This is a genomic window from Morganella sp. TYF_1 (genome assembly GCF_043105645.1).
Classification (GTDB): domain Bacteria; phylum Pseudomonadota; class Gammaproteobacteria; order Enterobacterales; family Enterobacteriaceae; genus Morganella; species Morganella morganii_B.
Window position 1 is genome coordinate 942,666 of the sequence record NZ_JBICLU010000026.1, and the last position, 20,968, is coordinate 963,633.

At 55.2% G+C, this 20,968-nt stretch carries 18 protein-coding genes; all 18 read right to left on the reverse strand.

What is annotated here, in order from left to right; genetic code table 11:
• Window positions 1-13 precede the first annotated feature (13 nt).
• Window positions 14-1,171, reverse strand: coding sequence for a cell division protein FtsZ (ftsZ, locus tag ACF8OF_RS18050; protein WP_025152782.1), 1,158 nt, complete (start codon window positions 1,169-1,171; stop codon window positions 14-16).
• 67 nt (window positions 1,172-1,238) lie between these two features.
• The gene (ftsA, locus tag ACF8OF_RS18055) at window positions 1,239-2,495 is read right to left on the reverse strand and encodes a cell division protein FtsA (RefSeq protein WP_392497307.1); all 1,257 of its coding nucleotides are present in this window, start codon (window positions 2,493-2,495) and stop codon (window positions 1,239-1,241) included.
• Window positions 2,496-2,529: 34 nt separating this feature from the next.
• Window positions 2,530-3,333: a cell division protein FtsQ gene (gene ftsQ / locus ACF8OF_RS18060; RefSeq protein ID WP_262882190.1), complete on the reverse strand. Its 804-nt coding sequence runs from the start codon at window positions 3,331-3,333 to the stop codon at window positions 2,530-2,532.
• A 1-nt stretch (window position 3,334) separates the two neighbouring features.
• Window positions 3,335-4,252 (reverse strand): D-alanine--D-alanine ligase, encoded by a 918-nt coding sequence (locus ACF8OF_RS18065; protein WP_392497308.1) that lies wholly within the window; start codon window positions 4,250-4,252, stop codon window positions 3,335-3,337.
• A 2-nt stretch (window positions 4,253-4,254) separates the two neighbouring features.
• Window positions 4,255-5,721 (reverse strand): UDP-N-acetylmuramate--L-alanine ligase, encoded by a 1,467-nt coding sequence (murC, locus tag ACF8OF_RS18070; RefSeq protein ID WP_262863995.1) that lies wholly within the window; start codon window positions 5,719-5,721, stop codon window positions 4,255-4,257.
• 25 nt (window positions 5,722-5,746) lie between these two features.
• Window positions 5,747-6,820 (reverse strand): undecaprenyldiphospho-muramoylpentapeptide beta-N-acetylglucosaminyltransferase, encoded by a 1,074-nt coding sequence (gene murG, locus ACF8OF_RS18075; RefSeq protein ID WP_392497309.1) that lies wholly within the window; start codon window positions 6,818-6,820, stop codon window positions 5,747-5,749.
• Window positions 6,817-8,010, reverse strand: a complete 1,194-nt coding sequence (gene ftsW / locus ACF8OF_RS18080; RefSeq protein WP_262861438.1) for a cell division protein FtsW — start codon at window positions 8,008-8,010, stop codon at window positions 6,817-6,819. The genes murG and ftsW overlap by 4 nt, the downstream gene beginning before the upstream one ends.
• Window positions 8,007-9,323 carry a UDP-N-acetylmuramoyl-L-alanine--D-glutamate ligase gene (gene murD, locus ACF8OF_RS18085; protein ID WP_274370583.1) on the reverse strand — a complete coding sequence of 439 codons (1,317 nt, stop codon included), beginning with the start codon at window positions 9,321-9,323 and terminating at the stop codon, window positions 8,007-8,009. The genes ftsW and murD overlap by 4 nt, the downstream gene beginning before the upstream one ends.
• Window positions 9,324-9,325: 2 nt before the next feature.
• Window positions 9,326-10,408, reverse strand: a complete 1,083-nt coding sequence (gene mraY / locus ACF8OF_RS18090) for a phospho-N-acetylmuramoyl-pentapeptide-transferase (protein WP_262862263.1) — start codon at window positions 10,406-10,408, stop codon at window positions 9,326-9,328.
• Window positions 10,402-11,775 (reverse strand): UDP-N-acetylmuramoyl-tripeptide--D-alanyl-D-alanine ligase, encoded by a 1,374-nt coding sequence (murF, locus tag ACF8OF_RS18095; protein WP_392497310.1) that lies wholly within the window; start codon window positions 11,773-11,775, stop codon window positions 10,402-10,404. Before murF ends, mraY begins: the two co-directional genes overlap by 7 nt.
• A complete protein-coding gene (gene murE / locus ACF8OF_RS18100) occupies window positions 11,772-13,259 on the reverse strand; it encodes a UDP-N-acetylmuramoyl-L-alanyl-D-glutamate--2,6-diaminopimelate ligase (RefSeq protein WP_392497311.1) in 1,488 nt (495 codons plus the stop codon). The genes murF and murE overlap by 4 nt, the downstream gene beginning before the upstream one ends.
• The gene (ftsI, locus tag ACF8OF_RS18105) at window positions 13,246-15,039 is read right to left on the reverse strand and encodes a peptidoglycan glycosyltransferase FtsI (RefSeq protein ID WP_262859484.1); all 1,794 of its coding nucleotides are present in this window, start codon (window positions 15,037-15,039) and stop codon (window positions 13,246-13,248) included. Before ftsI ends, murE begins: the two co-directional genes overlap by 14 nt.
• Window positions 15,040-15,046: 7 nt before the next feature.
• The gene (gene ftsL / locus ACF8OF_RS18110; protein WP_004238454.1) at window positions 15,047-15,364 is read right to left on the reverse strand and encodes a cell division protein FtsL; all 318 of its coding nucleotides are present in this window, start codon (window positions 15,362-15,364) and stop codon (window positions 15,047-15,049) included.
• Window positions 15,361-16,302 carry a 16S rRNA (cytosine(1402)-N(4))-methyltransferase RsmH gene (rsmH, locus tag ACF8OF_RS18115; protein WP_349466605.1) on the reverse strand — a complete coding sequence of 314 codons (942 nt, stop codon included), beginning with the start codon at window positions 16,300-16,302 and terminating at the stop codon, window positions 15,361-15,363. The genes ftsL and rsmH overlap by 4 nt, the downstream gene beginning before the upstream one ends.
• A complete protein-coding gene (gene mraZ / locus ACF8OF_RS18120) occupies window positions 16,303-16,761 on the reverse strand; it encodes a division/cell wall cluster transcriptional repressor MraZ (protein WP_004238452.1) in 459 nt (152 codons plus the stop codon).
• A 671-nt stretch (window positions 16,762-17,432) separates the two neighbouring features.
• Window positions 17,433-18,437 (reverse strand): catabolite repressor/activator, encoded by a 1,005-nt coding sequence (gene cra / locus ACF8OF_RS18125; RefSeq protein WP_262859486.1) that lies wholly within the window; start codon window positions 18,435-18,437, stop codon window positions 17,433-17,435.
• Window positions 18,438-18,520: 83 nt separating this feature from the next.
• On the reverse strand, window positions 18,521-19,012 hold the full coding sequence (gene ilvN, locus ACF8OF_RS18130; protein WP_262859487.1) for an acetolactate synthase small subunit: 492 nt from the start codon (window positions 19,010-19,012) through the stop codon (window positions 18,521-18,523).
• A gap of 2 nt (window positions 19,013-19,014) precedes the next feature.
• Window positions 19,015-20,736, reverse strand: a complete 1,722-nt coding sequence (gene ilvI / locus ACF8OF_RS18135; RefSeq protein WP_279796733.1) for an acetolactate synthase 3 large subunit — start codon at window positions 20,734-20,736, stop codon at window positions 19,015-19,017.
• Window positions 20,737-20,968 lie beyond the last annotated feature (232 nt).

Genomic DNA, 20,968 nt, shown 5'->3' on the forward strand with positions numbered 1-20,968 from the left:
AAATCTTTTCGGTTTAGTCAGCCTGTTTGCGTAAGAAAGCCGGGATATCTAAATAGTCCGGTTCTTTATTGCTCTGCGCTGACGAATCGTTGACAACCTGTGCCACTGATTTGCTGTCATCCATACTGGTCATGCTGTTTTGCATTTGTGCATAACGATGTTCCATGTTGTTGGTCTGCACCGCTTTATTGGTTACCAGCGTGATTTCAGGACGTTTGTCCATGCCGATACCGGTCGCGACCACAGTCACACGCAGTTCATCGTTCATTTCAGGGTCTAAAGACGTACCGATAACCACGGTCGCATTATCCGATGCAAATGCACGGATAGTGTTACCCACGGTTTCGAACTCATCCAGACGCAGGTCAAAGCCCGCCGTGATGTTAACCAGCACACCACGCGCACCGGACAGGTCGATATCTTCCAGCAGCGGGCTGGAAATCGCCATTTCGGCGGCTTCTTCCGCACGGTCTTCGCCGCGTGCCGCGCCGGAACCCATCATGGCGTAACCCATTTCTGACATCACGGTACGGACGTCCGCGAAGTCAACGTTCATCAGGCCCGGACGGGTGATCAGTTCTGCGATACCCTGAACCGCGCCGCGTAACACATCGTTAGCCGCACCGAAGGCATCCAGCAGTGAGATCCCGCGGCCTAATACTTTCAGCAGCTTGTCATTCGGGATGGTGATCAGTGAGTCAACATGCTTGGATAACTCCGTAATCCCCTGCTCGGCGAATGCCATGCGTTTTTTGCCTTCAAAGTTGAACGGCTTGGTCACCACAGCAACGGTCAGAATGCCCAGCTCTTTGGCAACTTCAGCAACAACAGGTGCCGCACCGGTCCCGGTACCGCCGCCCATACCGGCTGCGATAAAGACCATGTCCGCACCGTCGAGTGCATTGCGCAGCGCTTCGCGATCTTCTTCCGCCGCGTTACGGCCCACTTCCGGGTTTGCACCCGCACCCAGGCCTTTGGTGATCCCGTTACCAATCTGAATAGTCTGGCCGACGGCGGTTTTACGAAGCGCCTGAGCGTCCGTATTCACAGCGAAGAATTCAACGCCTTCGATGCGTTCACGGACCATATGCTCAACAGCGTTACCGCCGCCCCCGCCGACGCCGATGACTTTAATCACCGCGTCGTTGGTCAATTCCATCGGTTCAAACATAATCTCTCTCCGTTTTGTGCCTTTCTTATTATGGCCCGGCGCTTATTATCGCCAGCCTTAGTACAAATTAAAATTCTTTTCTGAGCCAGCCAGTTAATTTTTTAAACCAACTGCTCACCGAGGCACGTTTTTCTGTCTCGGGATCGCCGACCAGGTGAGATTCTTTTCCGTAATGCAGCAACCCTACCGCTGTAGAGTAATACGGTTCCTGCGCATAGTCCGTTAAGCCGGTTATATTAAGCGGTTGTCCGATACGAACCTGTGTATGGAAAACACGCTGGGCGCACTCAACCAGTCCGTTAATCTGAGCCGCACCACCTGTCAGCACGATACCAGCGGCCAAATGGTGTTTGACACCCTGCTGACGTAATTGTTCCTGTACTTTCAAAATTTCGTCATTAACCAGATTGAGTAATTCGGTGTAACGCGGCTCAATCACTTCGGCTAATGTCTGGCGCTGTAAGCTGCGCGGCGGACGCCCGCCGACACTCGGCACTTCCAGGGTTTCGTCTTTGCTGACCAGAGACCCCAGCGCACAACCGTGACGGACTTTAATCGCTTCCGCATCATTCGGCGGTGTACCGAAAGCATATGCGATATCGCCGGTCACCACATTCCCGGCATACGGGATAACACGGGTGTGACGCAGTGCGCCGCCGGTGTAAATCGCCATATCCATTGTGCCGCCGCCGATATCCACCACACAGACACCCAGCTCACGCTCATCTTCTGTCAGAACCGCGAAGCTTGATGCCAGACCGGCGAAAATCAGCTGATCCACTTTCAGCCCGCAACGCTCAACGGCTTTGACAATATTCTTGGCCATGTCGTTATGACAGGTGATCAGATGCACTTTTGCCTGCATCCGCACACCGGATAATCCCACCGGGTTTTTAATGCCTTCCTGGTAATCAATGGCATATTCCTGCGGGATCACATGCAGAACACGGTGCTCGTCGCGGACACGGACAGATTTCGCCGTGTGCACCACATTCTCCACATCTTCCTGGGTCACTTCCTCTTCTGAAATCGGTACCATACCGATCTCATTCTGGCAGCTGATGTGTTTACCGGATAACGCCAGATAGACTGATGAAATCTGGCAGTCCGCCATCAGTTCCGCCTGGTCGATGGCACGCTGAACGCATTTTACCACCGACTCCAGATCATTGACGCCGCCTTTGTCCATTCCGCGTGACGGGCAGTTACCCGCACCGATAATGTTCACCACACCGTCCGGCAGAATTTCACCAACAAGCGCAGATACTTTGGCGGTGCCTATTTCGAGGCCGACGACTAATTTTCTATCCGTTGCTTTGATCATTGTTATTCTGCCCGCCTTCTTTACCTGTTATGTCTTAATGTCCGTTTGCGAAAGGATCGATCTGCAATGGCGCCCAGCCGACCGCAGCACCACTGTCATAGCGGAGATCGACATAATCAACCCGTTTGTTCTGTTCCTGTGCCAGGGTCGGATACAGTTCGGTAAAACGCTGTAACCGCCCCCGGGTATCCAGCCGTCCGAGTTCAACCCGGATGTCATTATCCAGCACCAGCTGCCAGGCATGACGCGGTGACATGGACGCTGATTTGATTTTCAGTCCCGCCCCGCTGAGTTGCTGCGCCATTTCACGATACCCGCTCAGAACATCCTGTTCACTGCCCTGCGCCCCGTAGAGCATCGGGAAAGAATCTTTTTCTGTCAGCTCCGCCGGCAGGCTGAAGACCCGCCCGGCGTCATCTATCATCTGTGAGTCATTCCAGCGTGCATACGGCACATACTCGACCAGATGAATTTTTAATTCGTCCGGCCACTGTTTGCGCACAGTGACCTGACGTAACCACGGGATCCGTTCCAGCTGCTGCTGCACGTCATTGACATCCAGTGTCATAAACGTGCCGGGTGTCCCGAGGGATAATACCGCTTTGCGCACATCGTCATTGGTCGTGTAATGGCGCTCACCGGTTAATACCAGTTTTGACATCGGCAGGCGGTCTGCATCTTTCATCCAGTTCAGCACCATCAGACCACCCCAGACCAGCGTTCCCAGCACCATCAGGAAAAACAGCAGCCCGGCAAGGTATGTGCCGTTACTGGGACGTGAACCCTCATACTCCGGATCCGGTTCCGGTTCACGCATATTCAGTGCAGCCTGTGACATATCAGTCCGCCAGTGCCAGAACGTTCGCCACAAAAGCGGAGAAGCTCATGCCGGCCTGACGCGCCGCCTGCGGCACCAGACTGTGGTTGGTCATACCCGGCGAGGTATTCACTTCCAGCAGGTAGAACTGCCCGTCACTGTCAAGCATCACATCCACACGGCCCCAGCCTTCACAGCCCACGGCTTTGTAAGCGGCTTTTGCCAGCTCACGGATTTCTGTTTCGCGTGCCCCTTCGAGGCCCGGGCAGAAATATTGTGTGTCATCAGAAATATATTTGGCTTCGTAGTCGTAGAACACTGCCGCCGGCTGAATGCGGATAGACGGCAGCATCTGCTCACCGAGGAAACCCACGGTGAATTCCGGGCCGCTCAGCCATTTTTCCACCAGCACGTCTTTGTCGTGTCTGAACGCTTCTTCCAGCGCCGGACGCAGCGCCTGCGCATTATTCACTTTGGACATCCCGACACTCGAGCCTTCCAGGCTTGGTTTGACAATCAGCGGATAACCCAGCGGTGCCACCCCCTGCTGTAATTCTTCATCACTGATGTGCGCGAAACGGGCCGCACTGATGGCAAAATACGGGGCAATCGGCAGTCCTGCGCCTGCCCACAGCTGTTTGGTACGCAGCTTATCCATAGAGAGGGCGCAGGCCATCACACCACTTCCGGTGTACGGCAGCCCCATCTGCTCCAGGCAGCCCTGCAATGTACCGTCTTCTCCGCCGCGGCCGTGCAGCGCGATAAAGACTTTGGTAAAACCGTCTTCCTTCAGACGGGTCACCGGATATTCTTTGGTATCCACCCCGAATGCATTAATACCGGCTTCTTTTAAACCGGCAAGCACCGCCGCACCTGAAGCCAGAGAGACTTCACGTTCTGCGGATGTTCCGCCCATCAGTACCGCGACTTTTTCAGTCATTCTTAATTATCCTCACTCAAAACCGGCCGTAATTTTGTGTCAGCCAATGTACGCGCTATTTTACCGATATTTCCGGCACCTTGAACCAGTATTAAATCATTATCTTCAAGAACCTGTGCCAGTACCGCTGCAATTTTGCCCGGTTCGGTGACCAGAATCGGATCCAGTTTGCCGCGCTGGCGGATTGTGCGGCACAGTGAACGGCTGTCCGCCCCCGGAATAGCCGGTTCACCGGCGGCATACACATCCAGCATCAGCAGGATATCGACCTGATCCAGCGTGTTGGCAAAATCCTCATACAGGTCGCGGGTACGGGTATAACGGTGCGGCTGAAAAACCATCACAATCCGCTTATCCGGCCAGCCTGCTCTTGCCGCCTTGATGGTCGCATCCACTTCGGTCGGATGATGGCCGTAATCGTCCACCAGCATCACACTGCCTTCTTTCTGGTTGACGTGCTCCAGCGGGAAGTTACCGAGGAAGTCAAAACGGCGTCCGGTCCCCTGGAATTCACGCAGAGAGGCCAGAATGTCTTCATCCGGAATTCCCTCTTCTGTCGCGACCGCAATCGCTGCCGTGGCATTCAGCACGTTGTGACGGCCCGGTGCATTCAGTTCCACCGTCAGATCAGGCAGATTCTCACGCTGAACCGTGAAGAAGCACTGCGAACCACGCTGTTCAAAATCTGTGATGCGGACATCCGCATCCTCATGAAAACCATACGTAATCACATAACGACCGATGCGCGGTACGATGTCACGGATCACCGCATCATCCATACATACCACCGCCAGGCCATAGAACGGCAGGTTATGCAGGAAGTTCACAAAGGTGTCTTTCAGGGTTTCAAAATCACCGTGATAAGTATCCATGTGATCCGGCTCGATATTCGTGACCACGGCGACCATCGGCTGCAGGTGCAGGAAAGAGGCATCACTTTCATCCGCTTCCGCAATCAGATAACGGCTTGAGCCGAGACGCGCATGCACACCGGCGGCTTTGACCAGCCCGCCGTTGACGAAGGTCGGATCCAGGCCGCCGCGACCGTAAATACCGGAAATCATCGCCGTGGTGGTGGTTTTGCCGTGCGTGCCGGCAATCGCCACACCGTGACGGAAGCGCATCAGTTCCGCGAGCATTTCCGCGCGGCGGATCACCGGAATACGGGCTTCACGTGCTGCCACGATTTCCGGGTTATCCGCTGAAATGGCGGTGGATACCACCACCACACTGGCGTCTGCCACGTTTTCCGGACGGTGATTGAAATAAATCGTCGCGCCCAGATTAGTCAGCTGTTTTGTTACCGCATTCGGCGCCAGATCAGACCCGCTGATCTCATAACCTTCGTTCGCCAGCACTTCCGCTATGCCGCCCATACCGGCACCGCCGATGCCGACAAAGTGGATGTGCCGGACACGTTTCATTTCCGGAATGAAGGATCGTAATTTCGCCAATTGCTGTGTATTCACTTTATTTCTTCGCTATATCAATTCGTTAGTGTTTTTTTGCTGCCGCAATAATTGCATCCGCCACCCGTTTGGTGGCATCGGTAATCGCGACACTCCGTGCTTTTTCCGCCATGGTCAGCAGGCGTGGTCTGTCCCACTCACGCAGCTGCTCTGCCACCGCCTGTGCGTTAAAGGACGGCTGTTCCATGATAACCGCCGCGCCCGCCTGTTCCAGCGGCAGCGCATTCCAGTATTGCTGGCGGTCTTTATGCTGAAACGGCACAAAAATCGCGCCCAGCCCGACCACCGCGATCTCACTGACGGTCAGCGCCCCGGAGCGGCAGATAACCACATCCGCCCAGGTATAAGCTTCAACCATGTCATCAATAAATTCTGTGACAGTCACACTGTCTGACGCATTCTGCGTGTTATACAACGCCTGTGTGCTTTCCGCACTGCCTTTTCCGACCTGATGACGGATACAGACAGCATCCCCCATAATCCCGGCCACTTCCGGCAGGGTTTGGTTCAGGATACGCGCGCCCTGACTGCCGCCGATCACCAGAATGCGGATCGGCCCTTCACGCCCGGCAAACCGTTCTGCCGGCGACGGCAGAGTGAGGATATCCTCACGCACCGGGTTACCGACCACCGGAGCCTGCGGGAACGCGCCCGGGAATCCCTGTAATACCGTGGTGGCGATTTTCGACAGCCAGCCGTTGGTCAGCCCGGCAACACCGTTCTGCTCATGCAGGATCACCGGAATACCACAACGCCACGCCGCCACGCCGCCGGGGCCGGAGACAAATCCGCCCATACCGAGTACCGCATCCGGCTGGTAATCACGCATGATTTTTTTCGCCTGTTTTATCGCTTTCGCGATACGGAACGGTGCGGTGAGCAACGCTTTTACGCCTTTGCCGCGCAGACCGGTAATCTCAATAAAATCGATATCAATGCCGTGTTTCGGCACGAGCTGAGCTTCCATCCGGTCGCGGGTACCCAGCCAGCGGATTTCCCAGCCCTGACTCTGTAAATAGTGCGCAACCGCAAGCCCCGGAAAGACATGTCCGCCACTACCACCGGCCATCACCATCAGACGGGGGGCTTTATTACTCATCGCGCTCTCCTTGAGAATGCCTGGGCTTTCGCCAGGCGTGTTTCAAAATCAATCCGCAGCAGCAAGGCAATGGCTACGGTCATAATCACTAAACTCGAACCGCCGTAACTGATCAGCGGCAGTGTCAGCCCTTTTGTCGGCAGCATACCGGAGGCGGCACCGACGTTAACCAGGGCCTGGAAGCTGAACCAGATGCCGATGGCACAGGCCAGAAAACCGGCAAAACGCTGGTCGATCATCAGCGCACGGCGACCGATAACCATGGCACGGAAGGCGACAAAAAAGACCATCAGCAGCACCAGGATCACGCCGAAATACCCCAGTTCCTCACCGAGGATGGCAAAAATAAAGTCAGTGTGGGCTTCCGGCAGGTATTCCATTTTCTGGATGGAATTGCCCAGCCCCTGACCGAAATAATCACCGCGCCCGAAGGCCATCAGTGATTGTGTTAACTGGTAACCGCTGCCGAACGGATCTTCCCACGGATCAAGGAACGAGGTCACACGCCGCATACGGTAAGGTTCGGCGATAATCAGCAGTACCACGGCGGCGACACCGCCGCCGATAATCGCGATAAACTGCCACATTTTGGCACCGGCGAGAAAAAGCAGTGCCAGTGTGGTGACAAACAGCACCACCACGGTACCGAGGTCCGGCTGTAACAGCAGTAACACCGCCAGCACAAACATTACACCCATCGGCTTGCAGAATCCCCAGAAGTTATTTCTGACTTCATCCACCTTGCGCACCAGATAACTCGCGAGATAAACAAACAGTGCCAGTTTCGAGACTTCCGCAGGCTGAATACGCATCGGCCCGATCGCTATCCAGCGTGATGCCCCGTTGACGGAACTGCCCACGCCGAGTACCACAATCAGCCCGCCGATCGTACCAATCAGCAGTAATGTGCTGTAGCGCTGCCACATTTCCAGCGGGAAACGCATAATCACCGCAGCGATAATAAAAGCAAAAATTAAGAAGCCGCCGTCACGCTTGGCAAAATAGAATGGATCATCCGCCAGACGCTGCCCCACCGGCATGGAGGCGGAAGTCACCATCACAAAGCCAATCGCGGCCAGTCCCAGTGCAAACCACAGCAGTGTCCGGTCATACATCACGACCGTACTGAACTCGCCGTTACGCTCGCCGATCATCCAGTTTTTAAAACGCTGTGATCCGGGGAATTTCATGCCGCTAACTCCCGTGCCAGACGGGCAAACTCACGCCCGCGCTCTTCAAAATTACGGAACTGATCCAGGCTCGCACAGGCCGGTGATAACAGCACCATATCCCCCGCAGCCAGTGACGGTGCCAGCGCCCGCATGGCCTGCTCCATGGTGTCTGTCAGCAGAGAGACATCCGGACGCAGCTGCGCCAGCTGTGCGCCGTCACGCCCGAAGCAGTAAAGACGGATTTTTTCACCGCTCAGGTACGGCAGCAGCGGTGAGAAATCCGCTGATTTACCGTCACCGCCGAGCAGCAGATGCAGACAGCCGTCCACCTGCAGGCCGTTCAGCGCCGCTTCGGTACTGCCGACGTTGGTGGCTTTGGAATCATCAATCCAGCGGATCCCGGCAGATTCATGCACCAGCTGAAAACGGTGCGGCAGGCCGCTGTAAGTGCGCAGTGCTTTCAGAGCACCTTCACGCGGGATATTGACCGCATCTGCCAGTGCCAGGGCTGCCAGGGCATTACAGTAGTTGTGCTGACCGTGCAGGATCATCTCATTGCAGCTGATAATTTTCCCGCCGCAGAAACAGAGTGACTGCTCATCGGTATCCAGCCAGTAATCCCCGGTTTCGACGCCGAAGCTGACATATTCAGACCGGTCACAATCACAGCCCGGCTGAGTCAGTGCATCTTCCGCGTTATACACACAAACGGCTGCGTCGTGATAAACACGCAGTTTTGCCGCACGGTACTGTTCCAGACCCTGCGGATAGCGATCCATATGATCTTCCGTGACATTCAGAACCGTGGCGGCTGCCGCTTTCAGGCTGAACGTGGTTTCCAGCTGAAAACTGGATAACTCAAGCACACAGAGCTCGTAATCGTCTTTCAGCAGTTCCAGTGCCGGCAGGCCGATATTACCGCCGACACCGGTACGCAGACCGGCACAGCGTCCCATTTCCCCCACCAGGGAGGTTACGGTGCTTTTGCCGTTTGAGCCGGTGATCGCCACCACAGGCACTGTCACTTCGCGGGCAAATAATTCGATATCGCCGATAATTTCCGCACCGGCCTGTGCCGCTGCCTGCAGTTGCGGGGTACTGACCGCCACTCCCGGACTGGCGATAATCAGGTCGGCATCCAGCAGCCACTGCGCTTCAAAACCACCGCAATGATACTGAACGCTGTCCGGCAGCTTATCGATGCCGGGCGGGGAGGTGCGGGTATCCATCACTTTCGGCGTGACGCCGCGCGACAGAAAAAAGTCCACACAGGAAAGCCCGGTTAAACCGAGCCCGACAATCACAATGTCTTTCCCCTGATAATTCGTCATGATTAACGTACCTTGAGTGTCGCCAGACCGATCAGCACTAACATCAGGGAGATAATCCAGAAGCGGACAATCACCCTTGGTTCAGGCCAGCCTTTTAATTCATAATGGTGATGAATAGGTGCCATCCGGAAAATACGCTGACCGCGTAATTTGAAGGATCCGACCTGTAAAATCACCGACAGCGTTTCCACCACGAACACACCGCCCATGATCAGCAGCAGGAATTCCTGGCGCAGCAGAACAGCAATGGTACCCAGCGCACCGCCGAGTGCCAGTGAACCGACATCCCCCATAAAGACCTGGGCCGGATAGGTGTTAAACCACAGGAAGCCCAGCCCTGCCCCGACAATCGCGGTGCAGACAATGACCAGTTCCCCGGCATGCGGCAGATACGGGATATGCAGATAATGGGCGAAATTCACGTTACCGGTCGCCCACGCCACCAGCGCAAAACCGGCAGCCACAAAGACGGTCGGCATAATCGCGAGGCCATCGAGACCGTCCGTCAGGTTGACCGCATTACTGGTGCCGACAATCACAAAATACGCCAGCAGGATATACAGCACACCCAGCTGCGGCATCACATCTTTAAAGAACGGTACCACCAGCTCGGTCGCCGGCGTGTCTTTGCCGATAGCATACATGCTGAATGCCACGATCAGTGCCAGCACGGACTGCCAGAAATATTTCCAGCGGGCAATCAGCCCTTTGGTGTCTTTGCGCACCACTTTACGGTAGTCATCGATAAACCCGACAATCCCGTAACCAATCAGCACCAGCAGCACACACCAGACATACGGGTTGTCCAGACGCGCCCACAGCAGAACAGAAATGGCAATGGAGAACAGGATCATCACGCCACCCATGGTCGGGGTACCGCGCTTGCTGAAGTGTGATTCCGGTCCTTCGCTGCGGACAACCTGACCAATCTGCATTCTCTGGAGATAGGCGATCACATGCGGCCCCATCCATAATGCGATAATCAGCGAGGTCAGCAGGCCGACGATGGCGCGGAACGTCAGGTAAGAGAAGACGTTAAACGCAGTGTGAAACTGCACCAGATACTCAGCCAGCCAAATCAGCATGGGACATTCTCCTGCAAGGCGTGCACAACTTCTTCCATTGCGGAGCTGCGTGAACCTTTAACTAAAATTGAAATTGATGAATGCTGTGCCACCAGCGGTGCCAGCGCAGCAATGAGGGTTGTTTTGTCAGCGAAATGGCGTCCCTGGCACTCATCACTGATAAAATGACTGAACTGACCTGCGGTGAACACCGCATCCAGCCCGGCATCACGGGCAGCCTGCCCGACTCTGCGGTGACTCTCTTCGGCGTAACCGCCCTGTTCGCCGATATCCCCGGCAACCAGCACACGATAACCCGGCAGTTGTGCCAGCACACGGATTGCGGCAATCATTGAGCCGTCATTGGCATTGTAGGTGTCGTCAATCACCAATTTACCCGGTGCCAGCTCAACCGGGTATAACCGCCCCGGAACAGCACGGGTCTGCGCCAGGCCACTGCGGATATCCGCCAGTGTCGCCCCGGCAGAGAGTGCCAGTGCCGCTGCCGCGAGAGCATTAGCAATATTATGACGGCCCGGCAGCGGCAGTGTGACAGCAGTGCTGCCTGCCGGTGTGTGCAGGGTAAAATCGGTGGTCAGCGGATTTATCACCACATCAGCCGCGTAAAAATCGGCCTGCGGATGCGGATCAACGGAGAAACACCAGCGGGTCTGACGCGGCGTCAGGTGGGCCTGCCAGTGAGTGACATCATTGCTTTCCAGATTGATGATCGCGGTGCCTTCGTCAGTCAGGCCGGTGAAGATTTCCCCTTTTGCCTGCGCGATGGCGTCTGCGGAACCGAACTCGCCGATATGGGCGGCAAACAGGTTATTCACCAGCGCGGTCTGCGGGTGCGTCATGGCGGCAGTATAGGCGATTTCACCGGTGTGGTTGGCACCCAGCTCAATCACCGCAAACTGATGTTTTTCTGTCAGGCGCAGCAATGTCAGCGGCACGCCGATATCATTATTAAAATTACCGGCGGTAAACAGGGTTTCACCTGCCTGCTGTAAAATCGCAGCGGTCATCTCTTTGACAGACGTTTTGCCGGAAGACCCGGTCAGTGCGACCACTTTTGCCTGACTGCGGTCACGGTTGCCTTTCGCCACCGCGCCCAGTGCAAGACGGGTATCGTTAACAATAATCTGCGGACAGTTCACGTCCATACGGCGGTTCACCAGGACAGCGGCGGCACCTTTCGCTGCCACATCCGCAATAAAATCATGCGCATCAAAACGTTCACCGGCCAGAGCGATAAACAGCGCACGTTCACCGACAGTGCGGCTGTCCGTGGTGATACTCTCAATCCGTTCTGATGCCGCGTGACCGCTGAGGATAAGCTCCCCGGCGGCCAGTTGTGCGATATCAGCGAGGGAGAACGGGATCATGCGATGACTCCCAGCAGGCGGGCGACGGTCAGGCGGTCGGAGTAGTCCAGACGGCGGTTGCCGACCAGCTGATAATCCTCATGCCCTTTTCCGGCCACCAGCACCACATCATCCGGTTTTGCCTGCATCACCGCAAAGGTGACCGCTTCCGCACGGCCCGGGATCGGCAGAGCACGGGAGGTATCAACCAGCCCGGCCATAATGTCATTGATAATCGCCTGCGGCTCTTCGCTGCGCGGGTTATCATCGGTGATCACCACCACATCGGATTCCTGCTCGGCAATGGCCCCCATCAGCGGGCGTTTACCTTTGTCGCGATCACCGCCGCAGCCGAAGACACACCACAGTTTGCCTTTGGTATGCAGACGCGCCGCACTCAGTGCTTTTTCCAGCGCATCCGGGGTGTGAGCATAATCGACAACAACCGTTGGCCGGTTATCCGCCGTGAAAACTTCCATCCGGCCGCAGACTGGCGTTAACGCCGCTGCGCTGCTCAGAAGCGCGTTCAGGTCATAACCCAGTGCCAGCAGTGTTGCTGCTGCCACCAGCAGGTTGCTGACGTTAAAGGCGCCCATCAGCGGACTATCCAGTTCACCGTCACCCCAGCCTGAGGTAAAGGTGATGTGCGCCCCGCTGTCATGGTAATCCACCGAAACGGCTTTCAGGAAACGCCCCTGCCAGTCAGCCGGCAGATTGTCATCCATTGTGACGGCGACCGCTTCCGGCAGTTTTGCCAGCCATTTCAGCCCTGTCTCATCATCCGCATTAATAATTTTTTGTTCGCTGTGATGGGTTGAGAACAGCAGCCATTTGGCAGCTTCATAATTCGCCATATCACCGTGGTAATCGAGATGATCACGGCTTAAGTTAGTAAAGACAGCCGCCCGGAACGGCAGTGCCGCCACACGGCTCTGAACCAGCCCGTGAGAGGAGACTTCCATTGCCGCCACCGTGGCACCTTTCTTCGCCAGTTTGTCCAGTTCGAGCTGGATATCGACGGCTGAGCCGGTGGTGTTTTCCGTCGGGATCACATGACCAAGCAACCCGTTCCCGACCGTCCCCATCACGGCACTGGTTTCGCCCATCGCCTGAGTCCACTGCGCCAGCAGCTGGGTGGTGGTGGTTTTACCGTTAGTCCCGGTGACGCCGATCAGTTTCAGACGCTCCGCCGGATGGTGATAGAACTCACCGGCCAGACGGGATAATTTTTCATTCAGGTGGCTGAGATAAACCACCGGTACGCCATGCAGAACCTGCACACTGCCGTCTTCTGCTGCGCCATCCGCTTCCGCGACCACGGCAGCCACACCCTGGGCAATGGCCTGAGGAATGTAGTGACGTCCGTCAGACTGGTGGCCTTTAACCGCCAGGAACAGATCACCGGCAGCCGCTTTGCGGCTGTCCAGGGTCATATCACGTAACGCCTTAGCCGGTGCATCAACACCGAGCGGCGCGAGTAAATCGCGCAAATTACGATCTGCCACTTGTACCCTCTTTTGGTTTAGTAATAACCACTTCATTAGATTGTTCTTCCGGTGTCAGCGCATCGGGTTCCACATTCATTGTCCGCAGAACACCGCCCATGATGGCACCGAATACCGGTGCGGAGATCGCACCCCCGTAATACTTGCCGCCCTGCGGGTCGTTGATAATCACAACCAGTGCAAAACGCGGACGGCTTGCCGGTGCAACCCCGGCGGTGTAAGCGATATAACGGTTCACGTATTTGCCGTCATCGCCCACTTTTTTTGCGGTCCCGGTTTTAATCGCCACGCGGTACCCTTTGATCGCAGCGCGCGTTCCGCCGCCGCCGGGTAACGCAACACTTTCCATCATCTGAACCACGGTTTTCATCACCGGCTCAGGGAAGACACGGGTGCCCGGCACCGGCGGATCCACTTTTGTGATGGACAGCGGGCGGTAAATCCCGAAACTGCCGATTGTTGCATAGGCACGCGCTAACTGTAACGGTGTTACCATCAGCCCGTAACCGAAAGAAAAGGTGGCCCTTTCAAGCTCAGACCACCGTGTTTTTTTACTTGGATATATGCCACTGCTTTCTCCGACCAGCCCCAGATTGGTCGGTTTTCCCAGCCCGAAACGCGAATAGACGTCCACGAGTTCCTGAGCGGGCATCGCTAACGCAAGTCTTGAGACACCTACGTTACTCGACTTCTGTAAAATACCGGTGATGGTCAGTTCGGCATAACGCGCCACGTCTTTGATTTCATGACCACTGATCCGGTACGGATAGGTATTCACCACGCTGTTCGGTTTGATGATGTTGTTGTGCAGTGCGGTCATCACCACCAACGGTTTTACCGTCGAGCCCGGTTCAAAAATATCGGTGATAGCGCGGTTACGCATGGCATCTTTCGGCGTGCCCTGAAGGTTGTTCGGGTTATAGGACGGGCTGTTCGCCATCGCCAGAATCTCCCCGGTATTCACATCCACCAGAATCGCCGTGCCGGATTCCGCTTTGTTCAGTGCCACCGCACTGCTGATTTCGCGGTATACCAGCGCCTGTAAACGCTCATCAATACTGAGTGTCAGATTATGTCCGGCCTGACTTTCACGGGCGATGGTGTCTTCGATAACACGGCCGCCGCGATCTTTGCGGACTGTCCGCTGTCCCGGAACCCCGGTCAGCCAGCGGTCAAAGCTTTTCTCAACCCCTTCAATCCCTTCATCATCAATATTGGTGACACCAATGATGTGAGCAGTGACGGAGCCGGACGGGTAATACCGTTTTGATTCTGCCTGTAAATAAATTCCCGGCAGATTCAGTTTTTTCACATAATCGCCGATGGTCGGGTTCACCTGACGCGCCAGATAGACAAAACGGCCTTTCGGGTTCGCCGTGACTTTGCTTTTCACCTGATCGAGCGGAATATTCAGCGCTTCGGACAGTGCGCGCCAGCGGGTGTCATCCCCTACCCCGCCTTTGTCGGCTAACTCTTTCGGATCAGCCCAGACCGCATTCACCGGTACACTGACCGCCAGCGGACGCCCCATACGGTCGCTGATCATGCCGCGTGCGGTCGGGATCTCCTGGACGCGCAGCGAGCGCATGTCGCCCTCTTTGACCAGCATGTCCGGGTTGATAATCTGTAAATACGCGACCCGGATCAGCAGTGCGGCCAGGGCAAGCCCGATACCGCCGCATAACAACGCAAAACGCCAGCTGATAAAACTGGCTTTTTCTTCCGGACGTTTGATACGGGCTCCGCCCTGCGTTTTGGCTGCTGCTTTTCTGCTTTTCATGCCTTCGTCATTTTGTTACGACAATTTTTTCGTTTGCCGGATCCACATGCTGCATACTGAGACGCTCAACGGACAGGCGCTCGACACGGCTGTGATCCCCCAGGGCGTTCTCTTCCAGAATCAGGTTACGCCATTCGATATCCAGCGAGTTACGCTCCAGCACAAGATGTTCCCGCTCTGCGGTCAGCAGACGTGTTTTATGTGCCGTGATGACCACAAAAATCGCGCTGACGATCACTGCAATAAATAAAATCGCAGGGATAAATCCGTGGCGCAGCAGGTCACGACAAATAACACGGGCTAAATTGTGCCGTTCTGTGGTCATGCTTTCTCCGCAAAGCGCAGCACTGAACTGCGGGCACGCGGGTTAACACTGATTTCCTGCTCTGACGGTTTCATTTTCCCGGCCAGTTTCAGCGCCGGTGTACCGTGTGCTTTCAGTTGTTCTTCCGTCAGCGGTAATCCGTGCGGCACCTGTGGTCCGCGGCTTTCGTTGCGCATAAACTGTTTCACAATCCGGTCTTCCAGCGAGTGGAAGCTGATCACCGATAAACGACCGCCCTGAGCCAGAATACTCAGTGCGCCGGTCAGCGCCTGGCGGATTTCATCCAGCTCGCTGTTGACATAGATGCGGATCGCCTGGAAGCTGCGGGTCGCCGGATGCTTATGTTTTTCTTTCACCGGCGACACGGCGGCGATCAGTTCCGCCAGCTGTTTTGTCCGCGTCAGCGGCTCTTCGGTCTTGTTCCGTTCAACAATCGCGCGGGCAATCCGTTTTGAAAAACGCTCTTCGCCGAAATTCTTCAGCACCCACGCAATATCGTCTTCTTTGGCTTCAGTCAGCCACTGTGCGGCGGAAATCCCCCGCGTCGGGTCCATGCGCATATCCAGCGGCCCGTCACGCATAAAGGAGAACCCGCGCTCCGCATCGTCCAGCTGCGGGGAAGACACCCCGAGATCGAGCAGAACGCCGTTAATCTGTCCGCCCAGTTCCAGATCATTCACATAACCGGCGATACCGGAAAACGGGCCGTGAATAATGGAAAAACGCGGGTCGTCAATCTGTGCCGCCGCGGCAATCGCCTGCGGATCCCGGTCAATGGCGATCAGACGCCCCTGCGGACCGAGTTTTGATAAAATCAGGCGGGAGTGCCCGCCGCGGCCGAATGTGCCGTCGATATAAATGCCGTCTTCACGGATCTGTAATCCGTTAACGGCTTCATCCAGTAAAACACTGGTATGCTGAAACTGACTCTCTGCCATTTAAAGTGATAAATCCTGTAACCGGGCGGATAAAGGTCCGGATGCCGTCTGCCCGGCAGCAATATCATCCTGTACCTGCTGATACCACGTCTGCTCATCCCACAGCTCAAACTTATTGAACTGCCCGACCAGCATGACTTCTTTGGTTAACCGCGCATGTGTGCGCAGTGTACCGGCTAACAAAAGACGTCCCGCACTGTCCATCTGGCATTCCGTGGCATGGCCCAGTAACAGGCGCTGAACACGGCGCTCTGTGGGATCCATGGTGGACAATTGAGCCAGCTTCAGTTCGATCAGTTCCCATTCCGGTAAAGTGTAAAGCAGCAGGCACGGCTGGTGGAGATCGATAGTGCAGACCATCTGACCTTCCGACTTTTCAGCAAGCAGCGACCGGTACCGTGCCGGTACGGTTATGCGCCCTTTGCTGTCAAGATTAACCAGTGTTGCCCCGCGAAACATTCGTTTCTCCGCTCAGTTTTGCCCTGAATTACCACTTTCACCCACAATTTCCCACCAACAGAGTTTACGAATGGTACGAAAAGCTTGTCAAGCCAGCGCTGACAAGGTTTCGTTTCCGTTCTCGGGGAATAAAGGGGTGAGAAAATATGGGATTTTTTACTTCAGGGAACAGAAGTGAGATAACACACTGATTCAAATCAGAAAAAAATTCACATAATACACACTCGGCTAACCGGGGCAAATTATACCGAATCTGACGAAAGAAAGATGCATTTTTGCGAGGTATCGCTCACTTTCAGGATAAAAAATCACCACCATCCACCGCATTTCCGTCTTTTTGTGCCGGTCATCTGTGCTGTTACTTTCTGTTACAGCTCGTGATTATTTACTATTTGAAAATTTAATATTCAGTTTATCAATAGCATAACGGTCACAAAACTGAACGGAGGATATTCTGTGGTGTAAATCCTTAATCAAAATAAGTGTATTTACGGAGGAAAAACAGGCGTTCTGTGAAAATTGTCAATTTCTGTCAATCAGCAGAATTGAAAAAAAAATCTTAGGATTCCTCTCAAAAAGAGTTTTTCATCTGTTTTCGTACAAACTAAACAAAAATACCTATACGTTTCCGTACAGGTATCAGGAAAAACAATTATTTTATGGTCTGAATCTTACCGGCGGCTCAGACTGCCGCGGCGGCACAGATCACGGCGGATCCGGGTGATACCCGCTGCCGGCTTCTGTTTTTCATCCAGGCTCGCCAGCACCAGCTCCAGCACGCGCTCAGCAATATCACGATGACGCTGCGCCACAGACAGTACCGGACACTCAAGGAAATCCAGCAGTTCATGATCACCGAAGGTTGCGATCACCAGTTGCCCCGGCAGACGGCCGCTGCGGGCCAGCGTGGCATCCATCACACCCTGTAACAGAGCAAATGACGTGGTAAACAGCGCATCCGGCATCGGGTTGCTTTCCAGCCAGCTATCGAACGCTTTGGCGGCAGCATCACGCTCATAACTGTCGGCATACAGGAAATTCACCTTGCGGGCATCGCCTTCCCAGGCTTCACGGAACCCCTGCTCACGCAGGAAACTGACGGAAAGTTCCGGTAACGCGCCGAGATAAACCACCGATTCTGCCGGGAACTGACGCAGTTCAGCGGCCAGCATTTTGGCATCCTCAAAGTCATCCCCGACCACACTGATAAAGTGCTCATTTTCCAGTGCGCGGTCAAGCGCGACAATCGGCAGCGAGCGGTTTGCCCAGCGCTGATAGAACGGATGTTCCGGCGGCAGTGCGGTGGAAACGATAATCGCATCCACCTGACGCTGTAACAGGTGTTCCACACAACGGATTTCATTGTCAGGCTGGTCTTCGGAGCAGGCAATCAGCAGCTGATAACCCCGGCTGCGCGCCTGGCGCTCCAGATAATTTGCGATGCGGGTGTAGCTGGTGTTCTCCAAATCCGGGATCACCAGTCCGATTGAGCGGGTACGGCCTGCACGCAGACCGGCAGCCACCGCATTCGGATGGTAATTATGTTCACGAACCACCGCCATCACTTTTTCGACAGTTTTGTCACTCACACGATATTGTTTTGCTTTTCCGTTGATGACATAACTGGCCGTCGTGCGCGACACACCGGCAAGGCGGGCGATTTCATCCAGTTTCACGTTAACCCCTTACAAATCAGGAAACGGCCCGAACAACGGGCCAATAAGAAGAGCAATCAGTTTACCCTTTCACCACGAATATTTCACCGCATTATTTTGTCACCGCGCGACATCCCGACGATGCCGGAGCGGGCAATCTCCACAATTTCGGCAAAGCCGCGCACCGCATCCAGGAAGGCATCCAGCTTTTCACTGGTGCCGGTCAGCTGCACGGTATAGAGCGTCGCGGTCACATCGACAATCTGTCCGCGGAAGATATCGGTACTGCGTTTGACCTCATCCCGCCCGTAGCCGCTGGCCTGCAGTTTCACCAGCATCACCTCACGTTCAATGTGAGAGGCAGAAGTCAGTTCTGTGACACGGAACACATCCACCAGCTTATTGAGCTGTTTTTCAATCTGCTCCAGCACCCGCGCATCCCCTTTGGTCTGGATGGTCAGGCGGAACAGTGACGGGTCATCCGTCGGGGCTGCGGTGATACTTTCGATATTATACCCGCGCTGGGAAAAAAGCCCTGCCACACGGGATAATGCCCCTGTTTCGTTTTCTAATAAGATTGACAGAATCCGGCGCATGATCAGGTCCTCTCCGTTTTGCTTAACCACATTTCATCCATCCCGCCGTTGCGGATCTGCATCGGATAAACATGCTCTTTCTCATCCACCATCACATCGGCGAACACCAGCCGCTTCTCTTCGCGGACAATGCGCAGTGCCTCCGCGAGCTGTTCGCGCAGCGTGGTTTTATCACTGATACTGATACCGACATGCCCGTACGCCTCTGCCAGACGGACAAAATCAGGCAGTGAGTCCATATAAGAGTGCGAATGACGGCCGTGATAAACCATATCCTGCCACTGCTTCACCATACCGAGGAACCGGTTGTTCAGATTAAGCACCAGCACCGGCAGCCCGAACTGTAATGCCGTGGAAAGCTCCTGAATATTCATCTGAATGCTGCCGTCCCCGGTGACACACACCACCATATCATCCGGTTTCGCCAGCCGGACACCCAGTGCCGCCGGTAACCCGAAGCCCATCGTGCCCAGCCCGCCGGAGTTGATCCAGCGGCGCGGTTCATCAAACGGATAATAGAGCGCGGCAAACATCTGGTGCTGACCGACATCCGAGGTGATATAGGCCTTCCCGCCGGTCAGTTCCCACAGGGTGCGGATCACGGTCTGTGGCTTGATTTTCTCCCCGCTCTCATCAATGGTCAGACACTGTTTCGCTTTCCACTGATCAATACGCCGCCACCAGTCGCACAACGCATCCGGATCCTGCTCATCGGTCAGCGATTCCAGCTGTAACAGCATCTGTGCGAGACACAGTTTTGCATCACCGACAATCGGAATATCCGCTGCCACGGTTTTGGAGATAGACGCCGGATCGACATCGATATGAATGACCGTTGCCTGCGGGCAGTATTTCGCCAGGTTATTGGTGGTCCGGTCATCGAAACGGACACCGACGGCAAAAATCACATCACTGTGATGCATGGTATTGTTTGCTTCATATGTCCCGTGCATACCCAGCATACCGACACACTGCGGATGAGTGCCCGGAAACGCGCCCAGCCCCATCAGGGAAAGCGCCACCGGCAGACGCAGTTTATCCGCAAGGGTGAAAATCTCCGGGCTGCATCCGGCACTGATGGCTCCGCCGCCGATATACATGACCGGGCGTTTTGCCTGCATCAGTGTGATCAGGGCGCGTTTGATCTGCCCTTTGTGACCGGCGCCGGTCGGGTTATACGATCGCAGACTGATCCGTGACGGGTAGCTGTATTCATGCTGCTGCTGGACAATATCTTTCGGAAAATCAATCACCACCGGCCCGGGACGTCCGGTTTGTGCCAGATAAAACGCTTTTTTGATGGTGGCGGGAATATCCGCGACATCGTGTACCAGGTAACTGTGCTTCACGACCGGGCGGGAGATCCCCACCATATCCACTTCCTGGAAGGCGTCGTTGCCGATCAGGGCACTCGCCACCTGACCGGACAACACCACCAGCGGCACCGAATCCATATACGCGGTGGCAATACCGGTAATGGCATTAGTCGCCCCCGGGCCGGAAGTGACCAGCACCACGCCGGTTTTGCCGGTCGCACGGGCATAGCCGTCCGCCATATGCACAGCGGCCTGCTCGTGGCGCACCAGAATATGCCCGACACCGCCCACGGTATGCAGTGCATCGTAAATATCCAGAACAGCACCGCCCGGATAGCCGAATACGTGTGATACGCCCTCATCAATTAAGGAGCGCACGATCATTTCTGCCCCTGTCAACCTCTCCATAAATGCTCTCCTGCCCGTGATTGCGGGTTGTAACTGCAAGTGATGTGTTTGTCTGTTTTTAGTTATCTGAGGATTAACATAACGATAAAATGACAGTGCTGGCAAATGCGTTTTTCGGGAAGCAAAAAGCGGAAAACCACAGGAATAAAGGAAATGTCATGATCCGCAGATGATCATACCTGCAGCAGCAGATCACAAAGCAGAGTTCACTGAGAGTGAGGGAAAAACCGGC